Here is a 20,418-nt window from a genome sequence, read left to right as displayed (position 1 = left end):
CGGCATTCCTTCCCTGCAGTTCAAACCGGGCCACTCCCTCGACCTCATCCTGAGGAGGGCCGATCAGGCCCGTCTCGAAGGATGGGCCACAAGCGCCGGAGTGTGTCACCCCTCCTTCGAGACAACGCTGAAGCGCTTCCTAAGGGTGAGGGAGGGGGGGCTGAGGGGATGCTTGGTGAGGGAAGCTGGTCTCGCGATTGGGGGGGGGCGGCGTACCGAAGCAAGTCGGTCATACCCCGGCATTCCTTCCCTGCAGTTCAAACCGGGCCACTCCCTCGACCTCATCCTGAGGAGGGCCGATCAGGCCCGTCTCGAAGGATGGGCCACAGGCGCCAGAGTATGCCGCCAGTCCCTCGTGACAGCGCTCCGCGATTTCTCAGTCGCGCGCCGTCTTGAACCGGTAGGGCTTCTGGCCGGTCTTGCCGTGGCCTTCGACCAGGAACAGGCCGCCGGACAATGTGTCGGGCTCGATTGCGGTCGGATCTGAAGGCTGCTTGATGCTGGTGACGATCAGGTGGTCGAGACCCGGTCCGCAGAAGCAGGGCATGGTCGGCTTGTCGACCGGCAGCTTAATGGCATGAAGCAGGTTTCCGTCCGGGGTAAAGCAGTTGAGCACACCAGCGGAGACGCCGGCGCTCCAGTAATTGCCTTCGGTGTCGACTGTGGCGCCATCCGGTCGGCCGGTGTCGTTGGTCTGCTGTGCGAAAAGCATCTTCGAACCAAGCGCGCCTGTATCCGGGTCGAAACCGTAGTATTCGATCCAGCCGGGAGAGGTGTCGGAATGGTACATATAAGTGCCGTCCGGCGTCCAGGCGAGGCCGTTGGAACACTGCAACTCGTCCCGGATCTCGGCCACTTCGCCGCTTCCATCTACCCGGTAAAGGCCTGCAATCGGCTCACGGGGGGAGCTGGTGTCCATGGTGCCGACCCAGAAGGCGCCGTCCGGGCCGACCTTACCGTCATTCAAACGCGTGCGCGGCTCGTCCGCCTGCACTTCGGCCAGAACCTCGCTGGCACCGCTTTGCGGGTCGAACAGGAGGATCTTATCCCAGACGCTGACGATCAGACGGTCATCGTCGGTCAGGCCGAAGGAGCCAACCTCATTATCGAAATGCCAGGTGGTGATCTCGCGGCTGGCCCAATCCATGGACTGGATGGAGCGGCCCTGGATGTCCGCCCAGAGCAGGCGGTTCAGTCTGTCGTCCCAGGTCGGACATTCGGCAAGCTGGTAAGTCGTATTGATAAAACGGGTGATCGTATGGGCCACCGGAGCGGGTTCCTTGAAAATCCAGGCACGTAAACGGATGCGGACTATAACCGCCAGCGTTGACGGCGTCGAGACACTGGCAACAATGGCAGAATTGCTGGTGGTTTGGCTGTGGACCGGTGGGCAGGAGCGTTCAATTTTCGCCGTTCAGGGGAATCGCGGTGCGTCTGACGATCGACCGGATGGCGAAGGAAGATTTCATCCTGAGGACGCCTGGAAGTTGGGAAAGGTGATCGCGGTGGATGCGCTCGAAGTCGATCGGGTCGCGGGCCGACAGACGCAGGATATAGTCGGCATCGCCAGCCATCAGGAAACATTCCATGATCTCTCCGGAACGGGCGACGGCGCGTTCGAAGTTCTCCAGTGTCTCCTTGGATTGGCCGGTGAGCGAGATTTCCACGAAGATGTCCATGTGCCGGCCGAGTTTCTTCTGATCCAGCAATGCGACGTATTTCTCGATGATGCCGGCTTCCTCCAGTGCGCGCATGCGACGCAAGCAGGCGGATTGCGACAGACCCACCTTTTCCGCCAGGTCCGCATTGGCAATGCGGCCGTCACTTTGCAGCACGTTGAGGATTTTCTGATCGAGACGGTCGAGTTTCATTTTGCTGCACCGCACATATTGCCGGCCTCTGGATAATACATTGCAGAATATTTGATCAGAAAATGATTTTACGCAAGAATATTGCGTAAATTTGAACAGGGGCCCTCTGGAACGCAAGCACATTCGACAAAATCAGCGGTAAAATCCACGCCAATCAATAATGCTTCCAGAGGAGACGGGTTATGCGCATTGGTGTACCGAAAGAAATCAAGAATCATGAATACCGGGTCGGCCTGACCCCGGACAGCGTCCATGAAATGGTGGCCCATGGCCACGAAGTGGTCGTCGAAACCAACGCAGGCGTTGGCATTGGCGCAAGCGATGCCGACTACGAAGCTGCAGGCGCGAAGATTCTGGCAACCGCCAAGGAAGTCTTCGATGCCGCGAACATGATCGTAAAGGTCAAGGAACCGCAGGCCGTCGAGCGTGCCATGCTGCGTCCGGACCACATTCTCTTTACTTACCTGCACCTGGCTCCGGACGCGGAACAGACCGCCGATCTCGTGAAATCCGGTGCGACCTGCATTGCTTATGAAACCGTTGTCGATGCCCGTGGCGGCCTGCCGCTTCTGGTGCCGATGTCCCAGGTTGCCGGCCGGCTGTCGGTAATTGCCGGTGCGAAGGCCCTGGAAAAGGCCCAGGGTGGCTCCGGTACGCTTATCGGCGGCGTGCCGGGTGTCGAGCCGGGCAAGGTTGTCGTGATCGGCGGCGGTGTCGTCGGCTCGCACGCCATCACCATGGCGCTTGGCCTGGGCGCGGATGTCACCGTTCTCGACCGGTCGACCACTGTTCTGGGTAATCTTTCCCAGACGTTCGGTCCGGCTTTGAAAACCGTTTATTCGACCCGAGCCGCGCTGGAAAAGCATGTGCTGGAAGCCGACATGGTCATCGGTGCCGTTCTGGTGGCCGGTGCCGCCGCACCGAAGCTGGTGTCACGCGATCTGGTCAGCCGCATGAAACCGGGTTCGGTTCTCGTGGATGTCGCGATCGACCAGGGCGGTTGCTTCGAAACGTCCAAGGCAACGACGCATTCCGATCCGACCTATATCATTGATGAGGTCGTTCACTATTGCGTCGCCAACATGCCGGGCGCCGTGCCGAAAACCTCCACATACGCTCTCAACAACGCGACCCTGCCGTTCGCTCTGGCGCTGGCCGACAAGGGCGCGAAGAAGGCATTGCTCGACGATCCGTACTTCCTGCCGGGTCTCAACGTCATCGGCGGCCAGGTTACCTGCGAAGCGGTCGCGACCGCGCTCGGTTATGCCTATGTCGATCCGAAGGTCGCCCTTGAACAGGCCAAGGAAAGCGCGGCTGCCTGATAAAGGCGCTTCGCTTCAGAACATGAAAAAAGCCGGTCCATTGGGCTGGCTTTTTGCTTTCAGATCGGTGGCTTGGTTTTAGGCGTTGGGGGCAGGACCAGTACCCGGCACTCCGCACAAATTGAGGTTACCCAATAGGCTCCAGGATCCCCGCATTGGGGATGGGGAGCCTGACTGTCGTGTACGTCACTTGGACACAAGCTGCTTAAGGACAGCGCACCTTGTAGGGGGTGCCTTGTTGGTCCGTGGCAATGCAGTTGCGCGGGGTGGTGACGACGCCGATAAGACCGCCGCCGACGGCGCCGAGCGCGGCTCCAGCGATGGTTGCGTTCACTGTCGAACCGGCAACAGCACCAATGGTGGCACCGGTTGCCGCGCCGAGACCAGCCCCGATCAGCATTCTGTCCCGTTGACTTTCGGTGTTGGCGCAGCCTGTCAGCACAATGGCGAGACTTGCGGCTGCAAGGACAGATCTCATCCAGAACCCCTTGGCGAAAAAATGCGTCCGGTAAGGGTGGAGATCTATGGTTAACAGTTTCTTACCAAGACGGGTTTATCCAAGGCAGATCCTGAACGCAAAACGGGCGTACCCCATTTTCAGGGGCACGCCCGGTGTCTGTCGTCAATTCTGGTTGCTCCAGTCCGGCAAGGACAGCAGGAGCTGGAGCAGTTACCGGCAGGCGACTCGATAGGTGTTGCCATATCGGTCGCGTGCCACGCAGTTCTTGGGCGTGGTCGCAGCACCGATGACAGCGCCACCGGCGGCACCAATGGCTGCACCAGCAAGAACCGGAGCGGCACCGGCACCGGCAGCCGCGCCGACGATGGCGCCGGTTGCAGCACCCAGGCCGCCGCCAACCAGTGCCCGGTCTCTCTGGCTGTTGGAATTACAGCCAGCAAGGGCAGCGGCCGCTAGGGCCACCAGAAGGATCTTTTTCATTTCGTAAACCTGTGAAGACCTGATTGCTTCAGGTCGGTTGCGATCAGGGGCAGGCGACGCGATACGGATTGCCATAGCGGTCGTAGGCGACGCAGTTCTTGGGCGTCGTCGCAGAACCGACGATGGCACCACCTGCGGCACCGATTGCCGCGCCGGCGAGTGCCGGGCCGACACCGTTACCGGCGGCGGCACCGATGACGGCGCCTGTGGCCGCACCAAGACCGCCGCCAACAAGCGCGCGGTCCCGTTGACTGTCAGACTGGCAACCTGCCAGAAACGCGGCCGAAGCAGCAATCAGAAGGAGTTTCTTCATTCTTTTCTTCCCAACGGTCTACTACCGAAACGAAAAAGGATCGCCTGCGCTTACGGGCAAGCGACCCGGTAAGGATTGCCGTAACGGTCGTAAGCGACGCAGTTCTTCGGTGTCGTTGCACCGCCGACGATAGCGCCGCCTGCGGCACCGATTGCACCACCAACCAGTGCTCCGCCGACATCACCGGTAGCGGCGGCGCCGATTGCTGCACCCGTTGCTGCGCCAAGGCCACCGCCAACAAGGGCGCGGTCACGCTGACTATCGGACTGGCAGCCCGCCAGGGCGAGGCCAACTGCTGCAAGCAGAACGAGTTTTTTCATGAAATCAGTCTCCCTTTCGGTCCGCATCCAGAGCGGGTCGAACGTATAAAATCTTGCTAAGCCTAAGCTGCTTTCCACGTTGGGGCAATCTCTGTTTGCTAAAGCAGGCCCTTCTTTGTCGTGAATCGCAATAAGAGTTCTTCAACGATGTGAACCAGATAGGGCCGCTTGGGCAAAATTATGACGAGGTTCCCTCGCGTGATAACGCCTGACCCAGGCAGAGGTTCCCACGTCAGCTTTTCAAGGCGGTGAGCAAGCCTTTTGTAGATGCATCCTTGGAATCGGGGGAGATTTCACCCTTGACCATGGGAAGCAGCGCGGTGGCCAGTTCCTTGCCCAGTTCCACTCCCCACTGGTCAAAGGAATTAATGCCCCAGATGACGCCTTCCACGAACACGCGGTGCTCGTAAAGGGCAATCAGGCGGCCAAGTGCAAAGGGCGTGAGCTGGTCATAGACCAGGGTTATCGACGGCCGGTCTCCCGGAAATACCTTGTGCGGCGCCAGTCGGTCGACCTCGCTTGAAGCCATGCCGGAAGCGCTCAGGAGAGCCTTTGCCTCTTCAAGTGTCCGGCCCAGCATCAGGGCTTCGGACTGGGCCAGACAGTTCGCGATCAGGAGGTCATGATGGTGCCTCAGGTCTTCTTCATGGCCGTTTGCCGCAATCAGAAATTCACAGGGAATGACAGTCGTGCCCTGATGCAGTAGCTGGTAGAACGCATGCTGGCCGTTGGTGCCGGGTTCGCCCCAGACCAGCGGGCCGGTTTCCTGTGTCACGGGGCTGCCATCCAGCTTCACGCGCTTGCCGTTCGACTCCATGTCGAGCTGTTGCAGATACGCAGGCAAACGCGACAGGCGCTGGTCGTAGGGCAGCACGGCGCGGGCGGAATAGCCCAGCACGTCGCGGTTCCAGACGCCGATCAATGCCATCAGCACCGGCAGGTTATTATCAAGCGGGGTTTCCGCGAAGTGGATGTCCATCGCGTGGGCGCCGGACAGGAAGTCGGAGAAGGCGTCCGGGCCGATGGCGATCATCAGCGGCAGGCCGATGGCGGACCAGACGGAATAACGCCCGCCGACCCAGTCCCAGAAACCGAAGACGCGGCTCTCGTCAATGCCGAAGGCTGCGACCTTGTCGAGGGCGGTCGAAACAGCGGCAAAGTGGTCTCCGACCGCAGCTTCTCCCAGTGCGCCGGCGATCCATTTACGCGCGGTCTGCGCGTTGGTCATGGTTTCGATGGTGGTGAATGTCTTCGACGCGACGATGATCAGCGTCGTGGCCGGGTCGAGCTTTTCCAGCGTGTCGGCTATGTGAGCGCCGTCCACGTTCGACACGTAGTGCAGCTCCGGGCCGTCATGATAGGGGCTCAGGGCAATCGTCGTCATGACCGGTCCGAGATCGGAACCGCCGATGCCGATGTTGACGACATCGGTGAACGCATCGCCAGTGGAGGAGGTCAGGTCGCCGGAACGGACCGCTTCGGCAAAATCGGCCATGGCGTCCAGGACCGCCCGCACGTCAGGCATCACATCGGCACCATCGACCAGGACCGGCTGGTCTGACTGGTTGCGCAGTGCTGTGTGCAAAACGGCCCGCTTTTCGGTGCCGTTGATCTTGTCGCCGGCAAACATGGCCGCACGTCTGCCTTCCACATCTGCGGCATCGGCCAGGCCGAGCAGCAGCTCGAGAGCCTTGGCGTCGATCCGGGATTTGGAGTAGTCGAGCAACAGGTCGTCCGTTCTGGCGGAGAAGGTGTCGAACCGGTCGGGATTGGCGGCAAAGAGTTGCCGAAGAGATGTTCCCTTCAATTGTTCCGCGTGCCGGTTGAGAGCCTCAAATGCTGCTTCTAGCGCCATGAACAATCCTCTTAAATCGATTTAGCGGGTCGGGTACGCGCCCGTTGCGCAGGGCATCCATTAGCATACCCATCCATTTTGCGGGAGAGGAAATTCCGGGAAGGACGCCGCCGGAAACGCAGACGAGGTTGCCGGCGGCGGAAGGCGGGTCAGTTGGTGATCGGGGCCAGCAATTCAGGCGCGGTGACCAGTTGGCGGACGCCGTGGGAATGGTCTTCCTCGAAGACATTGCCTTGCTCCGCCCAGGCATTGAGGGAGTTGATATCCAGCTTGGCGCATTGCGGATGCACGCTCCAGGTCACCTGGAGCGGGGAACAGACCGACTGCGTATAGCTGGGGCCAGTTGTCGATCCGATGAAGGTGACGGGGGTGCCTGTTCCCTCCGGCAGAGCCTTGGGTTGGTGCAGGCCATTCACGATGTTGCCGTCGTAGCCGAAGTCGAGAAAATTGAGGGCATTCGGATCGTTCACCACCAGGAATACCTGTGCTTCGACCCGAAGCTGCGGGTTGGCGCAGGCATCGCTCAGGCAGGACCCGAGGCCTTTGCCAGGCGTGGCGTTGCAGGATGTATAGACCCAGTGGACTTCAATCGTGTCTCCGGGCTTTACGTCTTTGAAGGTTGAACTCGCAGGTTCTTTAAGCTCGGCTTCAGTCAGCTCTGCGGTTGCGTTGCACTGATAGCCGCCATGTTCGCCATCGCCGGCAAAGACCGTGAAGTCAGGGCCCTTGTGTTCGGCGTTGGTGTGCGTGTGGATGTTGCACAGGTTCAATTGAGCGGCGGGCGGGGCAATTGAGACCGAGGCGGTGTTCAGCCCGGCGGTCTGTGAAATGTCGCGCGGTGTTTGCGGGCCAAAGCCCTGACACAGCTCTTCAGCATGTGCTTGCGACAGGAAACCGATGCTTGCGGCAGCCGCAATTGCCAGTCCGATACGATTTGCCATGGAAAACTCCTGGGTGAGGGGAAAGGCAGGTGGAGGGGCCCATGGAAAAAGAATCTGAAAATGGGCGTTCGTTACCTAAGCGCGCTTTTGGTGTGCCCGCCAATTGGAAAAATTGCTCATATTGCCGAGGTGATGAAAGCGACTATTTCCGAATACGGCGGAAAACAGCGACGAATTCAGGTAGATCTGACCCTATTTTAAGAAAAGCGAAAGTTTCCTTTAGGTAAATCAAATCTATGAGTGACGAGAACAAATTACATGGTTTGTCCCATCTGCTCGAGCAACCGGGTGCCGAGGAAGAAGTCCTTGTGGTCGATTTTGACAACCTGTCGGTGATCAATGCAGTTGTGTCAAATGTCAGCGAATGGGGATTCCGGCTGACCTCGCCGGACGTCGGCGAACTTTATAAAAGTATCGGCGTCCGGCCGAAGGATGGCAACAAACTGGTGAAGGCTCATGTCACGTCTGTGAAAGGCAATGACGCCGCTGTTGTTTTTTCCAAGAATGAAAAGTCCGTCTCGGACAAACGCCGGGAGAAGCGGAACAACGTCAGTATTCCGGTCCAGATCGCCGACTTCGAAGGCATTACGGAAATCAGTGGTACGATTGTCGATGCAGGCAAGAACGGTTGCCGGGTAACCGCCAAGGGGCTGACCTCACTTCCCGAGGAAGTGTTGCTGACAATGAAGAAATTCGACAGGTCGGTCGTTGCCGAATTTGCCTGGCGCAACGATACCTCGGCCGGTTTGCGTCTTCTTTGGGACAGGACGCTCGAACAGGATGATAAGGACGTCGATAGCGACGACGACGTGCCGGAAATGGACGCCGAAGAGCATCAGGACGCCTGATCTCTGGTCAGGACGTCCTCGCATCAGTCCTTATCGATCCCGTTTCCCTCACAAATGACGGCACTTCGGTGCGGACATCCAGAACGGCTGGTAACGGCCGTAGCGTGAGCGCTGGCTGTCAGGAAGCACCTTCCGAAATCCGCCCGCGTTGGCAGTGGCGACGTTCGATTTTTCAAAAAAATAGTGTTTTTGATCGGAACTTCTTTCTTGTTCGGTTGTTCTCACAGTAACCGCACCATCAACAGAAATACTGATGTTGTCGGCATAGAAAAAAATGTGAGAGGATATAATATCATGAAACGGATTATCACCGCTACGGCTATGTCCTTGATGCTGACAACATCAATTTGTGCAGCACAACAAGTAAAAGATCTGCAGACCTATAAGTATATGGATGCTGCTACTACCAACGATATTCTCGCTTCTGACCTGATCGGTATGCGTATCTACTCCGTTGAAAAGGATTACGACCGCTTCAACGAGAATTATCAGGCTCGGACCGATGAGGAAAAAGACTGGGACGACATCGGCGAAGTCGATGATGTCATCCTCGGCTTCGACGGCTCTGTGAAGGCAGTCGTTCTCGGTGTCGGCGGCTTTCTTGGGATCGGCGAGAAGGACATCGCTCTGCCGATGGACCAGCTGAAAGTCGTCCGCGAGCAGGATGATGCCGACAGTTTCTTCCTGGTGGTCAACGCCAACAAGGATGTTCTGACCAGCGCCGAGGCTTATGAAAATCCGAACCGTTCGAACGAGCCTTCGGAAGCCACCAAGATGGCTGATTCCAACGCCGAAGGCAGTGCAGCAAGTCGTCCGATGCTGCCGCGTGCAGACGTCCAGCGCGATGGCTACAAGGAAGCAAAGGTTTCCGAGTTGACCGCAGAAGATCTGCAGGACGCAAATGTCTACGATGCAAATGATGAGGACATTGGTGAAGTCGACCAGCTCATCATTTCCGAAGACGGTCAGATCAAGAAGGTGGTTCTTGATATCGGCGGCTTCCTCGGGATTGGCGAAAAGCCGGTGGCAATGACGTTCGATGAGTTGCAGATCATCCGTGAAGATGGCGGCGACGACCTGCGTATCTACGTAGGGGCCACCAAGGAACAGCTTGAAAAGCAGCCGACTTACAAAGCGGATCAATAATTCAAACGCCTGACTGCCTGGGCGATGCGCTCAGGCAGTCAGAACAATCGTCCTCAAGGGCGATTTCCTGACCGGGGCAGATGCGTGTGTGTTTCTGGAAAGCTGGTTCGTACCACTTCCGGAACCTTGAAACCTCGCAGCCCCACAACACCCGACCGGAGCGAGTGGAACCCATTTGACCGGCGGCTCATTAAAGGAGACACGACATGAACTGGGATATCATCAAAGGCAACTGGAAACAGGTTAAAGGTAAGGCTCAGGAACAGTGGGGCAAACTTACCGATGACGATCTGGACCGGATTGAAGGCAACCGCGATCAGCTCGCCGGCAAGGTCCAGGAAGCCTACGGCAAGACACGCGAAGAAGCCGAGCGTGAAGTCGATGAGTGGGCAAGCCGCCACTAATCGTCAAACAGATGAAAAAGAGCCGGGCGATCCGTCGCCCGGCTCTTTTCGTTTGTAACTGGCGCTTGGTGGCTTACAGCTCAGACCCCGAGCGCCGCTGCCGCCTTTGCGCGCGCTTCGATGCCGGACCAGTCATCCGCTGCAATTGCCTTGGCGTCCGCAATCCAGGAACCGCCAACGCATAGAACATTCGGCAGTTTCAGATAGTCCGGAGCCTTGTCGAGGCTGACGCCGCCGGTGGGGCAGAACTTGGCTGCGGCCAGGGGCGAGGAGAGGGACTTGAGATAAGACGCACCCCCTGCCTGTTCAGCCGGGAAGAATTTCAGCCGCTCATAGCCACGTTCCAGCAGGAACATGACTTCCGAAGCGGTCGCGGCACCTGGAAGCAGCGGCACGCTGTGCTGGTCAGCGGCATCCAGCAGGTTTGCGGTCGCGCCGGGCGAGACGATGAAGCGGGCTCCGGCAGAAACGGCGGCATCATATTGCTTGCCGTCCAGCACAGTGCCGGCACCGACAATCGCACCTTCCACGTGCTCATTGACCGCGTTGATCGCTTCCAGGGCATGGGCTGTACGCAGCGTGATCTCGATGGCCGGTAGGCCGCCGCGCACGAGCGCTTCAGCCATGGGAACGGCCTTCTTCGGGTCTTCCACGATCAGTACCGGGATCACCGGCGCTGCGCACATTATCTTTTCGATCTTTTCAATGTCCTGGGCCATGTCGCCTCCAAAATCTCTTTCTTGTCGCCCTGCACCGAACCCAGCCGGCACAAATGGCAAAATCTGTCGTTCCAAATTTACCTGGCCGGCCAGGTCTGATCCTTAGTCGCCGAACACATGCGCGCCGGTGTCGGCTGTGCCGACAGCCCCGCGGAAAGCAGCGAAGAGATCGCGTCCGGTGCCGAACTGGCTCTGGCTCAGATCGGCCTCGGCCGGCGGGCGGGCGTTGAATTCGGCTTCATCGACCAGCACTTCCAGTTTTCCGGAGACGGCATCGACGCGGATCATGTCGCCATCGCGGATTTTGGCGATGGGGCCTCCGGCAGCCGCTTCCGGGGTCACGTGGATCGCCGCCGGCACCTTGCCGGACGCACCGGACATGCGGCCATCGGTGATCAGGGCGACCTTGTGGCCGCGGTCCTGCAGAATTCCGAGGCAGGGTGTCAGCTTGTGCAACTCCGGCATGCCGATGGCCTTCGGGCCCTGGAACCGGACCACGGCTGCAACGTCGCCGGTCAGTTCCTTGTTGTTGAAGGCGGTCAGGAAATCGTTCTGGTCGTGGAAGACGCGGGCAGGGGCTTCGATGATGTGGCGTTCCCTGGCGACCGCCGAAATCTTGATGACGGCCTTGCCCATGTTGCCGGTAAGCATCTTCAGCCCGCCGGTCGGCTGGAAGGCCTTGGAGACGGGCGCCAGCACTGTCTCGTCTCCGGATGTTTCGGGAACTTCCTCTCGGCGCACATTGCCGTCGGCGTCGAGTTTGGCTTCCACAGTGTAACCGGAAAGATCGGTGCCGTAGACCGTCTTCACATCCTGGTGCAGGTAGCCTTCGCCCAGCAGTTCACGGATCAGGAAGGCCAGGCCGCCAGCGGCCTGGAAGTGGTTCACGTCGGCCTTGCCATTCGGATAGACGCGGGCCAGAAGCGGCACGACGTCCGAGAGGTCGGAGATATCGTCCCAGGTCAGCTTGATGCCGGCAGCCGCTGCAATCGCCACCAGATGCATGGTGTGGTTGGTGGAGCCGCCTGTCGCGTGAAGGCCGACGACGCCGTTGACGATCGCCTTTTCGCTGATGACTTCCCCTGCCGGAGTGAATTCGTTGCCGAGGGCGGAAATTGCGATGGCGCGCTTGGCGGCTTCCCTGGTCAGGGCGTCACGCAGGGGCGTGCCTGGATTGACGAAGGAGGCGCCCGGCATATGAAGGCCCATGATCTCCATCAGCATCTGATTGGAGTTCGCGGTGCCGTAGAAGGTGCAGGTGCCCGGGGAATGATAGGCGCGGGACTCGCTTTCCAGCAGGGCATCGCGGCCGACCTTGCCTTCCGCATAGAGCTGCCGGATCTTCGACTTCTCGTCGTTGGAAATGCCGGTGGGCATGGGGCCAGCCGGCACGAACACGGCCGGCAGATGGCCGAAGGAGAGGGCCGCGATTGCAAGGCCGGGAACGATCTTGTCGCAGATGCCGAGAAAGACCGCGGCATCGAACATCTGGTGCGACAGACCGACGGCGGCGGCCATGGCGATCACATCTCGGGAAAACAGAGACAGTTCCATGCCGTCCTGGCCCTGGGTGACACCGTCACACATGGCCGGAACACCACCGGCCACCTGCGCGACCGCGCCAATATCGTGGGCCGCATCGCGGATCAGGGCCGGGTAGGTTTCATAGGGTTGATGGGCCGACAGCATGTCGTTGTAGGAGGTGATGATGCCGAGGTTCGGCACCACGTCGCCGGAAAGAGCCTTTTTGTCGGACAGGCCGCAGGCGGCAAAGCCGTGTGCAAGGTTGCCGCAGGACAGGCGCGAGCGCTGTGGGCCCTTTTCGGCGGCCTTGCCGATACGGTCCAGATAGGTCGAGCGGCTGTCGTGACTGCGTTTGACGATCCGTTCGGTGACGTCGCCAATGCGATCCTGGATGGTCATTGTTTTAAATCCTTTGCTAGCCGCGCCGCGGCCTGGCTGGGTCTATGTCCGGTAACATAGGGCATCCGCGCCATGTCTGCCGCTCACTAATCGATTTAGGAGGCCGGAAACGCGCAAGGCCGGGCCATGCGCGAGAGGTATTTAGTTGCTGTCGTCTTCAGCCCAGGTGCGTCCGTCGCGCTCCACCAGCGCGATGGAGGCGGACGGGCCCCAGGTGCCGGCGGTGTAACCTTTCGGCGTATCCTTGGAGGCCGCCCATGCGGCCTGGATCGGGTCAATCCAGGCCCAGGCGGCGTCGACTTCGTCGCGGCGCATGAACAGGGTCTGGTTGCCACGGATCACGTCCATGATCAGGCGCTCGTAAGCATCCGGGTTCCGAACCTTGAAGGCTTCCGCAAAGCTCATGTCGAGCGGAACCTGGCGCAGACGCATGCCGCCGGGGCCAGGGTCCTTGATCATGATCTGCATCTGCACGCCTTCATCCGGCTGCAGGCGGATGATCAACCGATTGGCGGTGATGGCGCCGGCTTCCGCATCGAAGATCGAATGCGGGATCGGGCGAAACTGGACGACGATCTCCGATACCCGCTGCGCGAGGCGCTTGCCGGTGCGGAGATAAAAAGGCACGTTCGCCCACCGCCAGTTGGCGATTTCCGCCTTCAGGGCAACGAAGGTTTCCGTGCGGCTCTCCGAGTTGCCGAGCTCTTCCAGATAGCCTGGAACCGCGCCGCCGGCGGAAGCGCCCGCACGGTACTGGCCGCGCACGGTCAGCTTGTCGATGCTCTGCTCTTCGATCGGCGCAAGCGCCTTCAGAACCTTCAGCTTTTCGTCGCGCACGCTGTCGGCGTTCATGGATTCCGGCGGCTCCATTGCCACCAGGCAAAGCAGCTGCAGGATGTGGTTCTGAACCATGTCACGCAGGGCGCCAGCCGTGTCGTAGTAGCCCGCGCGTCCCCCGGTGCCCAGCGACTCGGCCACGGTGATCTGGACATGGTCGATGTGGGCCGCGTTCCAAAGAGGCTCGAACAGGGCATTGGCAAAGCGCAGAGCCATCAGGTTCTGCACCGTCTCCTTGCCGAGATAGTGGTCGATACGGAAAATCTGGTCTTCGTTGAAGACGGCACCGACGGTGTCGTTGAGCGCCCTGGCGGACTGGCCGTCCTTGCCGATGGGCTTTTCCATGACGACGCGGGAATGGTCGTTGACCACGCCGACACGGCCGAGGTTTTCACAGATCGTGCCGAACAGGTCCGGACCGACAGCAAGATAGAAGGCGCGGATGACCTCGGGGCGTTCGTCCAGGACGGTTCTCAGGTCCTCAAAACCGTCACCCGTTGCGATGTCGATCTTGACGTAGCGCAGTCGCTTCAGGAACTGCTGCAGATGCTCGTCTTCCAGATCCTTGACGTGTTCTTCCAGCGCCGCCTTGGCGTAGTCGCGATAATCGTCATCCGAATAGTCCCGCCGTGCGCTGCAGATGATCCGGGCGTTTTCCGGCATCTGGCCATCCGCATCACGGTGGTAAAGTGCAGGCAGAAGCTTGCGATGGGCGAGGTCTCCGGAGGCTCCGAAAACGACGAGGTCGAATTCTTCAACTTCAATGACGCGTACCGCCATAAAACATCCCTTCTCACAACTGCCAGTTCGTTGGGCCGCTTTGGCCTAAACCGTTTTCGTCTGCGTTTTAAATCGATTTAATTCTCTTGTCAGCCCCTCATTTGAGGGCCGACCACTCTTTTTCCAGCTCGCTCCTGCGCGGCAGATCGGCTCCGCGCCGGGAGCAGGTTATGGCCGCAGCTCCGACGGCGAAATCAAGAAGACGATTTAGCTGACCGGCGTCAAGGTTCGCAAGCGTGTCGCGGCTGGTTGCACCAAGATGTTTCAGTCCGGCCAGGAGGGCCGCCTGGAAGGTGTCGCCCGCGCCGACCGTGTCTTCAACCGCAACCTTGATGCCCGGACGGCTGACTTCAATGCCTTTGGAAAATGCGGTCGCACCGTCGCCGCCACGGGTAACGATCACCAGCGAGGCGCCCATTGCGAGCCAGGACCGGGCAATGGTCTCGACGGCTTCGCCCGGAGCGATGAGCGCCAGATCTTCGTCGGACACTTTGACCACGTCCGTCAACGGCACGAGGCTCTCGGTGTTACGACGCCAGAGTGCCATGTCCGGCACAACGGTGGGGCGGATGTTCGGGTCGAAGGAGATCAGCGTTTGAGCCCGCTCGCGCTCGATCAAAGCCTTGAATGCGGCCGAAACCGGTTCCACGAGCGCTGTGTAGGATCCGATGTGCAGAAACAGCGGCGGCTCGTTGAAGTCCGGCAGATCGTCGGTGGTCACCATGCGATCGGCGGCGTTTTCGCCGTAAAATGTATAGGCAGGAGACCCATGTTCGTCCTTCTGGACGAGGCTCAGCGTGGTCAGGTAGTCGGTCCGCAGGATATAGCGCTCCGATACGCCTTCACTGCGGAGTTTCTGGACCAGGCGTTCGCCAAGTGCATCCCTCGATATGCCACCAAAAAAGCCGGCGTCCTCTTCAAGACGCGCCAGCCCCATGGCCACGTTGAAGGGCGAGCCGCCGATACGGGCATCGAAAGAAACACTGTCGCCTGAACCGGCTTCGCCAAAGAGATCGAACAATGCTTCACCGCAAATCAAAAACATATATGTTCCGGTCTTTCGTCGTTTGTCAGGAGCCGCCCCAACGGCGGGTTCGTGATTGTCTCTCATTTCCCGGCAGCGGCTCGTGGAACCGCTCCCTCATCCTGAGGAGGGCCCATGGCCCGTCTCGAAGGATGGGCCACAGGCTCCGAATTTGCCGCCCATCCTTCGAGATGAACCTGTCGGTTCTCCTCAGGATGAGGTTGTGGGTGTGAGGCGCCGGATGAAGGTGCTGTTGGCGCCTCATTTTGTTTCAACGAGCACCTTACATCAGTGCTTGTCGAATGTGTCTTCTGCGATCAGGTCGCGGCTCATCAAACCGCTCCCTCATCCTGAGGAGGGCCCATGGCCCGTCTCGAAGGATGGGCCACAGGCTCAGAGTTTGCCGCCCATCCTTCGAGACGAACCTGCCGGTTCTCCTCAGGATGAGGTTGTGGGTGTGAGGCGCCGGATGAAGGTGTTGTTGGCGCCTCTATTTGTTTCAACGAGCACCTTACATCAGCGCTTGTCGAATGTGTCTTCTGCGATCAGGCCGCGGCTCGTGAAACCGCTCCCTCATCCTGAGGAGGGCCCACGGCCCGTCTCGAAGGATGGGCCAAGAGCTCCGAATTTGCCGCCCATCCTTTGAAACGAACCTGCCGGTTCTCCTCAGGATGAGGTTGGGGGTGTGAGGCACCTGGATGAAGGTGCCTCCGGTTTGCTTTCGGAGACTAGGCCGCCATGCTGTCCGGCGGGTCCATGGCTCCGGTCATGATCGCCACCGCATCGGACATGGAAAAGTCCGACGGTTTGATCACACAGGCACGGCTGCCCAGCCGATGGATGTGAATGCGGTCGGCGACCTCGAATACATGGGGCATGTTGTGACTGATCAGCACGATGGGCAACCCCCTTGACCTAACATCCTTGATCAGCTCCAGAACGCGCCGGCTTTCCTTCACCCCGAGGGCCGCGGTCGGTTCGTCCATGATCACGACCTTGGATCCGAAGGCGGCCGCCCGGGCCACCGCAACCCCCTGGCGCTGGCCGCCGGAAAGGGTTTCGACGGCCTGGTTGATGTTCTGAATGGTCAGAAGCCCCAGTTCGTTCAGCTTTTCGCGGGCGATCTCTTCCATCTTTTTGCGGTCCAGCTGGCGCAGAACGGTGCCCCGGAAGCCGGGTTTCTTCAGCTCGCGACCCATGAACATGTTGTCGGTGATCGACAGGGCAGGGGACATGGCCAGGGTCTGGTAAACGGTCTCGATCCCCGCTTCGCGGGCGTCGATGGGCGAGGAGAAGTGAACGGGCTTGCCATCGAGCAGGATTTCTCCGCCGTCCGGTTGCACCGCGCCACTCAGCGCCTTGATCAGGGTGGACTTGCCGGCCCCGTTGTCCCCGATCACGGCGAGGATCTCGCCGGGGTAGAGTTCGAAATCGGCCCGGTCCATGGCCACGACACGGCCGTAGCGCTTGACCAGTTTACGTGCTTGCAGGACAGGTTCCATCACACAGATACCTTTCTGATCCATTGGTCGATCGCGACCGCACCGATGATGAGAATGCCGATCAGCAGATAGGTCCACTGGGCATCCGCGCCGAGCAGGCGCAGGCTGAGCGTGAAGACGCCGACGATGAGCGCACCGAACAGCGTGCCGAGAACAGAGCCGCGCCCCCCGAAGAGCGAGATGCCGCCAATCACGACAGCCGTGATGGATTCGATGTTGGCCAGCTGACCGGTGGTTGGAGAAACCGACCCGATGCGGCCGATCATGGCCCAGCCGGCAAAGGCGCAGATGAGGCCGGTCAGCATATAGACCGATATCAGCACCTTCTTGACCTGCACGCCCGAAAGTTGTGCCGCCTCCGGATCGTCGCCGACGGCATAGACATGCCGGCCCCAGGCCGTCTGTCGCAGCGCATAGGCCAGAACCATTACCAGGACCACCATGAAGATGACGCCATAGGTGAAAATGGCACCGCCGATATTGACCTTGTTGCCGAAGAACTGAAGCAGCGGAGCGAATTCGGATATTTCCTGGGAGCGAATGGTTTCGTTTGCCGAATAGAGGAAGTTGGTGGCAAGCACGATCTGCCACATGCCGAGCGTCACGATGAAGGGCGGCAGCTTGACGACGGCGACAAGGAACCCGTTGATATAGCCGCACAACGTGCCGCAGATCAGGCCGCAGACGATGGAGACCTCCACCGGCAGGCCGTAGCGGAAGGTGAATTGTCCCATGACGACGGAGGACAACACCATGATGGCGCCGACTGACAGGTCGATGCCTGCGGTCAGGATGACGATGCTCTGTGCTGCTGCCACGATGCCGACGATCTGGACCTGCTGCAGGATCAGCGTCAGCGCGAAGGGGGAGAACAGTTTCGATCCGAGGAGAAGCCCGAAAACGACAAGCGAGATTACCAGAACGATCAGCGGAACCAGAGATGGGGTCTGGTGCAACGTGTGCTGGATTTTATGCCCGATCCCATGACGTTGGTCATCGAATGAGGCGACAGCCTGCGGTGCGGAGGCTACTGCGGATTCGTAATCCGCCGGCCCCTTTGCCGTTTTGCTTTCTAAGGTCATGCCCGTTTAACCTTCTGTACGCCGGTTTTGAAAAAAGGGGCAAGGTTGCCCATGCCCCTTTTTGGACTTGTCTGGAGATGCGTTAGCCCCAGCAGAGATCCATGCCCTTTGCGGTGTCGATGGAGTCGACCCCTTCAACCGGCTTGTCGGTCACAAGAGCGACGCCGGTGTCGAAGAAATCCTTGCCCTCGGTCGGCTTCGGCTTGGTGCCGTTGTCGGCCCAGGCCTTGATGGCCTCGATGCCGAGGGATGCCATCAGCAGCGGATACTGCTGCGAGGTTGCCCCAATGACGCCGTCCTTGACGTTCTGAACGCCCGGGCAGCCACCGTCGACAGACACGATCAGCACGTCGTTTTCACGGCCGATGGACTTCAGCGCCTCGTAAGCGCCAGCCGCTGCCGGTTCGTTGATCGTGTAGACCACGTTGACCATCGGATCCTTGGCAAGCAGGTTTTCCATGGCCTTGCGGCCGCCTTCCTCGTTGCCTGCGGTCACGTCGTTACCGACGATGCGCGGATCGGTTTCGTCGCCCCATTTGTTCGGATCGACCAGATCAATGCCGAAGCCCTGCAGGAAGCCCTGGTCACGCAGCACGCCGACAGTCGGCTGGCTGATGCCTAGGTCGAGCATGGCGATCTTGGCATCGGCTGCCTTGTCACCCAGGCTTGCCGCGGCCCACTCGCCGATCAGCTCGCCAGCCTTGAAGTTGTCGGTGGCGAAGGTTGCGTCAGCTGCGTCGATGGGGTCGAGCGGCGTATCGAGGGCAATCACCAGAAGGCCGGCGTCGCGGGCCTGCTTGACAGCCGGCACGATGGAAGACGTGTCGGATGCGGTCAGCAGGATGCCCTTGGCGCCGTCGGCAATGCAGGTTTCGATGGCGGCCACCTGGGTTTCGTGATCGCCGTCGACCTTGCCGGCGAAGGACTTCAGTTCAATGCCGAGTTCCTCGGCTTTGGCAGTGGCACCTTCCTTCATTTTCACGAAGAACGGGTTGGTGTCCGTCTTGGTGATCAGGCAGGCCGAGACATCTGCGGCTGCTGCCGGAGCGGCAGCCATGGCAGCGAGAACGGAACCGGTCGCGAGTAGTTTGCGGATCATTTGCGTTTTTCCTCCCTGGCCTATTCAAGTTGAACGGTTGGGTGTGGCCAGATGTGACCCCAACCGTGCTGCCCGTGCCGGAAAGCTGGCTCGATCTTCCGAGCTGCCTGCCCCGGCGGGGCCGGTGTCTTTCCCGCCGGTCAGGATCGCTGCCCTGGGCGAGAAATTGAAGAATTGCGGCAGGCTGGCTGCGCCAATAGCGCCGGCGTCGTGGCCAAAGCTGCCGATTTCGATGTCGGGTGACAGTCGCTTTTCCGGCGCGGCCTTTTCGACGGCCTCGCTCAGCGCGGTACGGAAGTTTTCCGGGAAGGGGCCGCCGAGGTCACTGTCGATAACGATCAGTGGAACATCCAGAAGGGCGTAGGCCGAACGCAGGGCGAGGGCGACCGCTTCGGCACAGTCTTTCAGCCATTCGGTGTATTTCGGGTCGCCGGTTTCCACTGCGTGCTGAATGTCGGAGCGATTGAGTTTCGAGAAATCCGTTGGCGACATGTGCCGGGCGAGAGCCACCAGTGAGGCGCGCGTCAAGAGCAGATCCCAGGTGTTGCGTGCCTTTGGAGCGGTGGACAGCGTGCTGGGCGGAACAGGGATCATCGCGACGTCGCCGGCATTGCCGGAAACGCCCCGGACGACATCCCCTTTCAGGATCAGGCCGCCGCCGATGGCCGGTCCGAGGAACAGATAAACGAAATTGTCGTTTTGCCTGCCGAGCCCGTAGAAGAGCTCGGCCACTGCTGCCGCCGTGCCGTCGTTCTCGCTGAACACTGGCAGGTCGCTGACCTGTTCAAGCGCCTCGGCAAGATCGAAATCTTCCCACTTCACGAAGTCGGCCTCAGGCAGACCGAGTTCGTGCAGCCAGGCGCCCAGGTTGAAGGGTTGCGCCAGGCCGATGCCGGTGATGCGGGACTGGTCTTCCTTGCTCAGGTTCTGGCGCAGGATGTCCAGATCTTCCTTGAGGATTTCCAGGGCCTGCTCCGGAGCCGGCAGGATCATGTCGTGCAGCCGGCGTCCGATCAGCTGGCCGGAAAAATCCATCAGCACCGTTTCCATGTTGGTACGGTCCAGACGCACTCCGAAGGAATAGGCCCCGCGCGGGGCGAGCCGGAGGATCGTCGCCGGTTGTCCGCGACTGCCATCGTGGCGCTTGCCCGCTTCCACGATCAGCCCTTCCTCGATGAGATTCTGGATGATGGCACCAATGGCTGCATTGGTCAGTTGCACCGCCCGGGCGAGTTCCGCCTTGGATGCTTCGCCGGCACGCCGAAGGATCTGAAGTACGATGCGCTCGTTATACCGGCGCAATTGCGCGGAATTCGAACCACGACCGCTTTTGTGCGTCTCATCCACCAGTCTTGCTCCTCCCCAGGAACTGCCTGCTCTTGATGGGCGGCATCGTAATAAATAAGTGTGGTGAAATTATTTGTTCAATTGACGTTGCTGTCAATCGCTATTTGGTTTTGCAGTGCACATTTTCCGTATTGTGGCGCGGTAA

20 protein-coding genes are annotated in these 20,418 nt (G+C 59.9%); 4 read left to right on the top strand and 16 right to left on the bottom strand.

What is annotated here, in order from left to right; all coding sequences use genetic code 11:
* Positions 1–376 precede the first annotated feature (376 nt).
* Positions 377–1,267, bottom strand: a complete 891-nt coding sequence (locus AC2A6O_RS14275; protein ID WP_498927973.1) for an SMP-30/gluconolactonase/LRE family protein — start codon at positions 1,265–1,267, stop codon at positions 377–379.
* Between the two features lie 133 nt (positions 1,268–1,400).
* Positions 1,401–1,871, bottom strand: a complete 471-nt coding sequence (locus AC2A6O_RS14270; RefSeq protein ID WP_148586141.1) for an Lrp/AsnC family transcriptional regulator — start codon at positions 1,869–1,871, stop codon at positions 1,401–1,403.
* 182 nt (positions 1,872–2,053) lie between these two features.
* On the opposite strand from AC2A6O_RS14270, the gene ald reads away from it, so the two are divergent.
* Positions 2,054–3,193, top strand: a complete 1,140-nt coding sequence (ald, locus tag AC2A6O_RS14265) for an alanine dehydrogenase (RefSeq protein ID WP_148586142.1) — start codon at positions 2,054–2,056, stop codon at positions 3,191–3,193.
* Positions 3,194–3,398: 205 nt separating this feature from the next.
* Here the strand turns inward: ald and AC2A6O_RS14260 are convergent, their stop codons facing one another.
* The 6 genes from AC2A6O_RS14260 to AC2A6O_RS14235 form a co-directional block, all read right to left on the bottom strand.
* A complete protein-coding gene (locus AC2A6O_RS14260; RefSeq protein WP_148586143.1) occupies positions 3,399–3,671 on the bottom strand; it encodes a YMGG-like glycine zipper-containing protein in 273 nt (90 codons plus the stop codon).
* A 192-nt stretch (positions 3,672–3,863) separates the two neighbouring features.
* Entirely contained in the window at positions 3,864–4,133 is a 270-nt protein-coding gene (locus tag AC2A6O_RS14255; RefSeq protein ID WP_148586144.1) for a YMGG-like glycine zipper-containing protein, read from the bottom strand.
* A 43-nt stretch (positions 4,134–4,176) separates the two neighbouring features.
* Positions 4,177–4,446: a YMGG-like glycine zipper-containing protein gene (locus tag AC2A6O_RS14250; protein ID WP_006932811.1), complete on the bottom strand. Its 270-nt coding sequence runs from the start codon at positions 4,444–4,446 to the stop codon at positions 4,177–4,179.
* 50 nt (positions 4,447–4,496) lie between these two features.
* Positions 4,497–4,766: a YMGG-like glycine zipper-containing protein gene (locus AC2A6O_RS14245; protein ID WP_148586145.1), complete on the bottom strand. Its 270-nt coding sequence runs from the start codon at positions 4,764–4,766 to the stop codon at positions 4,497–4,499.
* Between the two features lie 232 nt (positions 4,767–4,998).
* Positions 4,999–6,621, bottom strand: coding sequence for a glucose-6-phosphate isomerase (gene pgi, locus AC2A6O_RS14240; protein WP_498927969.1), 1,623 nt, complete (start codon positions 6,619–6,621; stop codon positions 4,999–5,001).
* A gap of 149 nt (positions 6,622–6,770) precedes the next feature.
* Positions 6,771–7,562, bottom strand: a complete 792-nt coding sequence (locus AC2A6O_RS14235) for a delta-class carbonic anhydrase (protein ID WP_498927967.1) — start codon at positions 7,560–7,562, stop codon at positions 6,771–6,773.
* Positions 7,563–7,798: 236 nt separating this feature from the next.
* On the opposite strand from AC2A6O_RS14235, the gene AC2A6O_RS14230 reads away from it, so the two are divergent.
* The 3 genes from AC2A6O_RS14230 (at position 7,799) to AC2A6O_RS14220 (ending at position 9,960) form a co-directional block, all read left to right on the top strand.
* A complete protein-coding gene (locus AC2A6O_RS14230; protein ID WP_209001258.1) occupies positions 7,799–8,410 on the top strand; it encodes a hypothetical protein in 612 nt (203 codons plus the stop codon).
* A gap of 207 nt (positions 8,411–8,617) precedes the next feature.
* On the top strand, positions 8,618–9,556 hold the full coding sequence (locus AC2A6O_RS14225; RefSeq protein WP_498927964.1) for a PRC-barrel domain-containing protein: 939 nt from the start codon (positions 8,618–8,620) through the stop codon (positions 9,554–9,556).
* Positions 9,557–9,762: 206 nt separating this feature from the next.
* The gene (locus tag AC2A6O_RS14220) at positions 9,763–9,960 is read left to right on the top strand and encodes a CsbD family protein (protein ID WP_148586148.1); all 198 of its coding nucleotides are present in this window, start codon (positions 9,763–9,765) and stop codon (positions 9,958–9,960) included.
* A gap of 80 nt (positions 9,961–10,040) precedes the next feature.
* Here the strand turns inward: AC2A6O_RS14220 and eda are convergent, their stop codons facing one another.
* The 8 genes from eda to AC2A6O_RS14180 all read right to left on the bottom strand — a co-directional run bounded on the left by eda (position 10,041) and on the right by AC2A6O_RS14180 (position 20,273).
* Positions 10,041–10,679: a bifunctional 4-hydroxy-2-oxoglutarate aldolase/2-dehydro-3-deoxy-phosphogluconate aldolase gene (gene eda / locus AC2A6O_RS14215; RefSeq protein ID WP_498927962.1), complete on the bottom strand. Its 639-nt coding sequence runs from the start codon at positions 10,677–10,679 to the stop codon at positions 10,041–10,043.
* Positions 10,680–10,781: 102 nt separating this feature from the next.
* Complete coding sequence (gene edd, locus AC2A6O_RS14210) at positions 10,782–12,602, bottom strand: phosphogluconate dehydratase (protein ID WP_498927960.1); 1,821 nt, start codon at positions 12,600–12,602, stop codon at positions 10,782–10,784.
* Positions 12,603–12,743: 141 nt separating this feature from the next.
* A complete protein-coding gene (gene zwf, locus AC2A6O_RS14205) occupies positions 12,744–14,219 on the bottom strand; it encodes a glucose-6-phosphate dehydrogenase (protein ID WP_498927958.1) in 1,476 nt (491 codons plus the stop codon).
* A 97-nt stretch (positions 14,220–14,316) separates the two neighbouring features.
* Positions 14,317–15,264 (bottom strand): carbohydrate kinase family protein, encoded by a 948-nt coding sequence (locus tag AC2A6O_RS14200; RefSeq protein WP_498927956.1) that lies wholly within the window; start codon positions 15,262–15,264, stop codon positions 14,317–14,319.
* 707 nt (positions 15,265–15,971) lie between these two features.
* Positions 15,972–16,769: an ATP-binding cassette domain-containing protein gene (locus AC2A6O_RS14195; protein ID WP_209001260.1), complete on the bottom strand. Its 798-nt coding sequence runs from the start codon at positions 16,767–16,769 to the stop codon at positions 15,972–15,974.
* Positions 16,745–17,827: an ABC transporter permease gene (locus AC2A6O_RS14190; protein WP_498927953.1), complete on the bottom strand. Its 1,083-nt coding sequence runs from the start codon at positions 17,825–17,827 to the stop codon at positions 16,745–16,747. The genes AC2A6O_RS14195 and AC2A6O_RS14190 overlap by 25 nt, the downstream gene beginning before the upstream one ends.
* An 82-nt stretch (positions 17,828–17,909) precedes the next feature.
* Positions 17,910–18,926 carry a sugar ABC transporter substrate-binding protein gene (locus tag AC2A6O_RS14185; RefSeq protein ID WP_148586154.1) on the bottom strand — a complete coding sequence of 339 codons (1,017 nt, stop codon included), beginning with the start codon at positions 18,924–18,926 and terminating at the stop codon, positions 17,910–17,912.
* Positions 18,927–18,950: 24 nt separating this feature from the next.
* Positions 18,951–20,273 (bottom strand): ROK family transcriptional regulator, encoded by a 1,323-nt coding sequence (locus AC2A6O_RS14180; RefSeq protein WP_498927951.1) that lies wholly within the window; start codon positions 20,271–20,273, stop codon positions 18,951–18,953.
* Positions 20,274–20,418 lie beyond the last annotated feature (145 nt).

Source organism: Labrenzia sp. ATLA3 (assembly GCF_057180185.1).
This window is presented reverse-complemented; position numbering and strand designations above follow the sequence as displayed.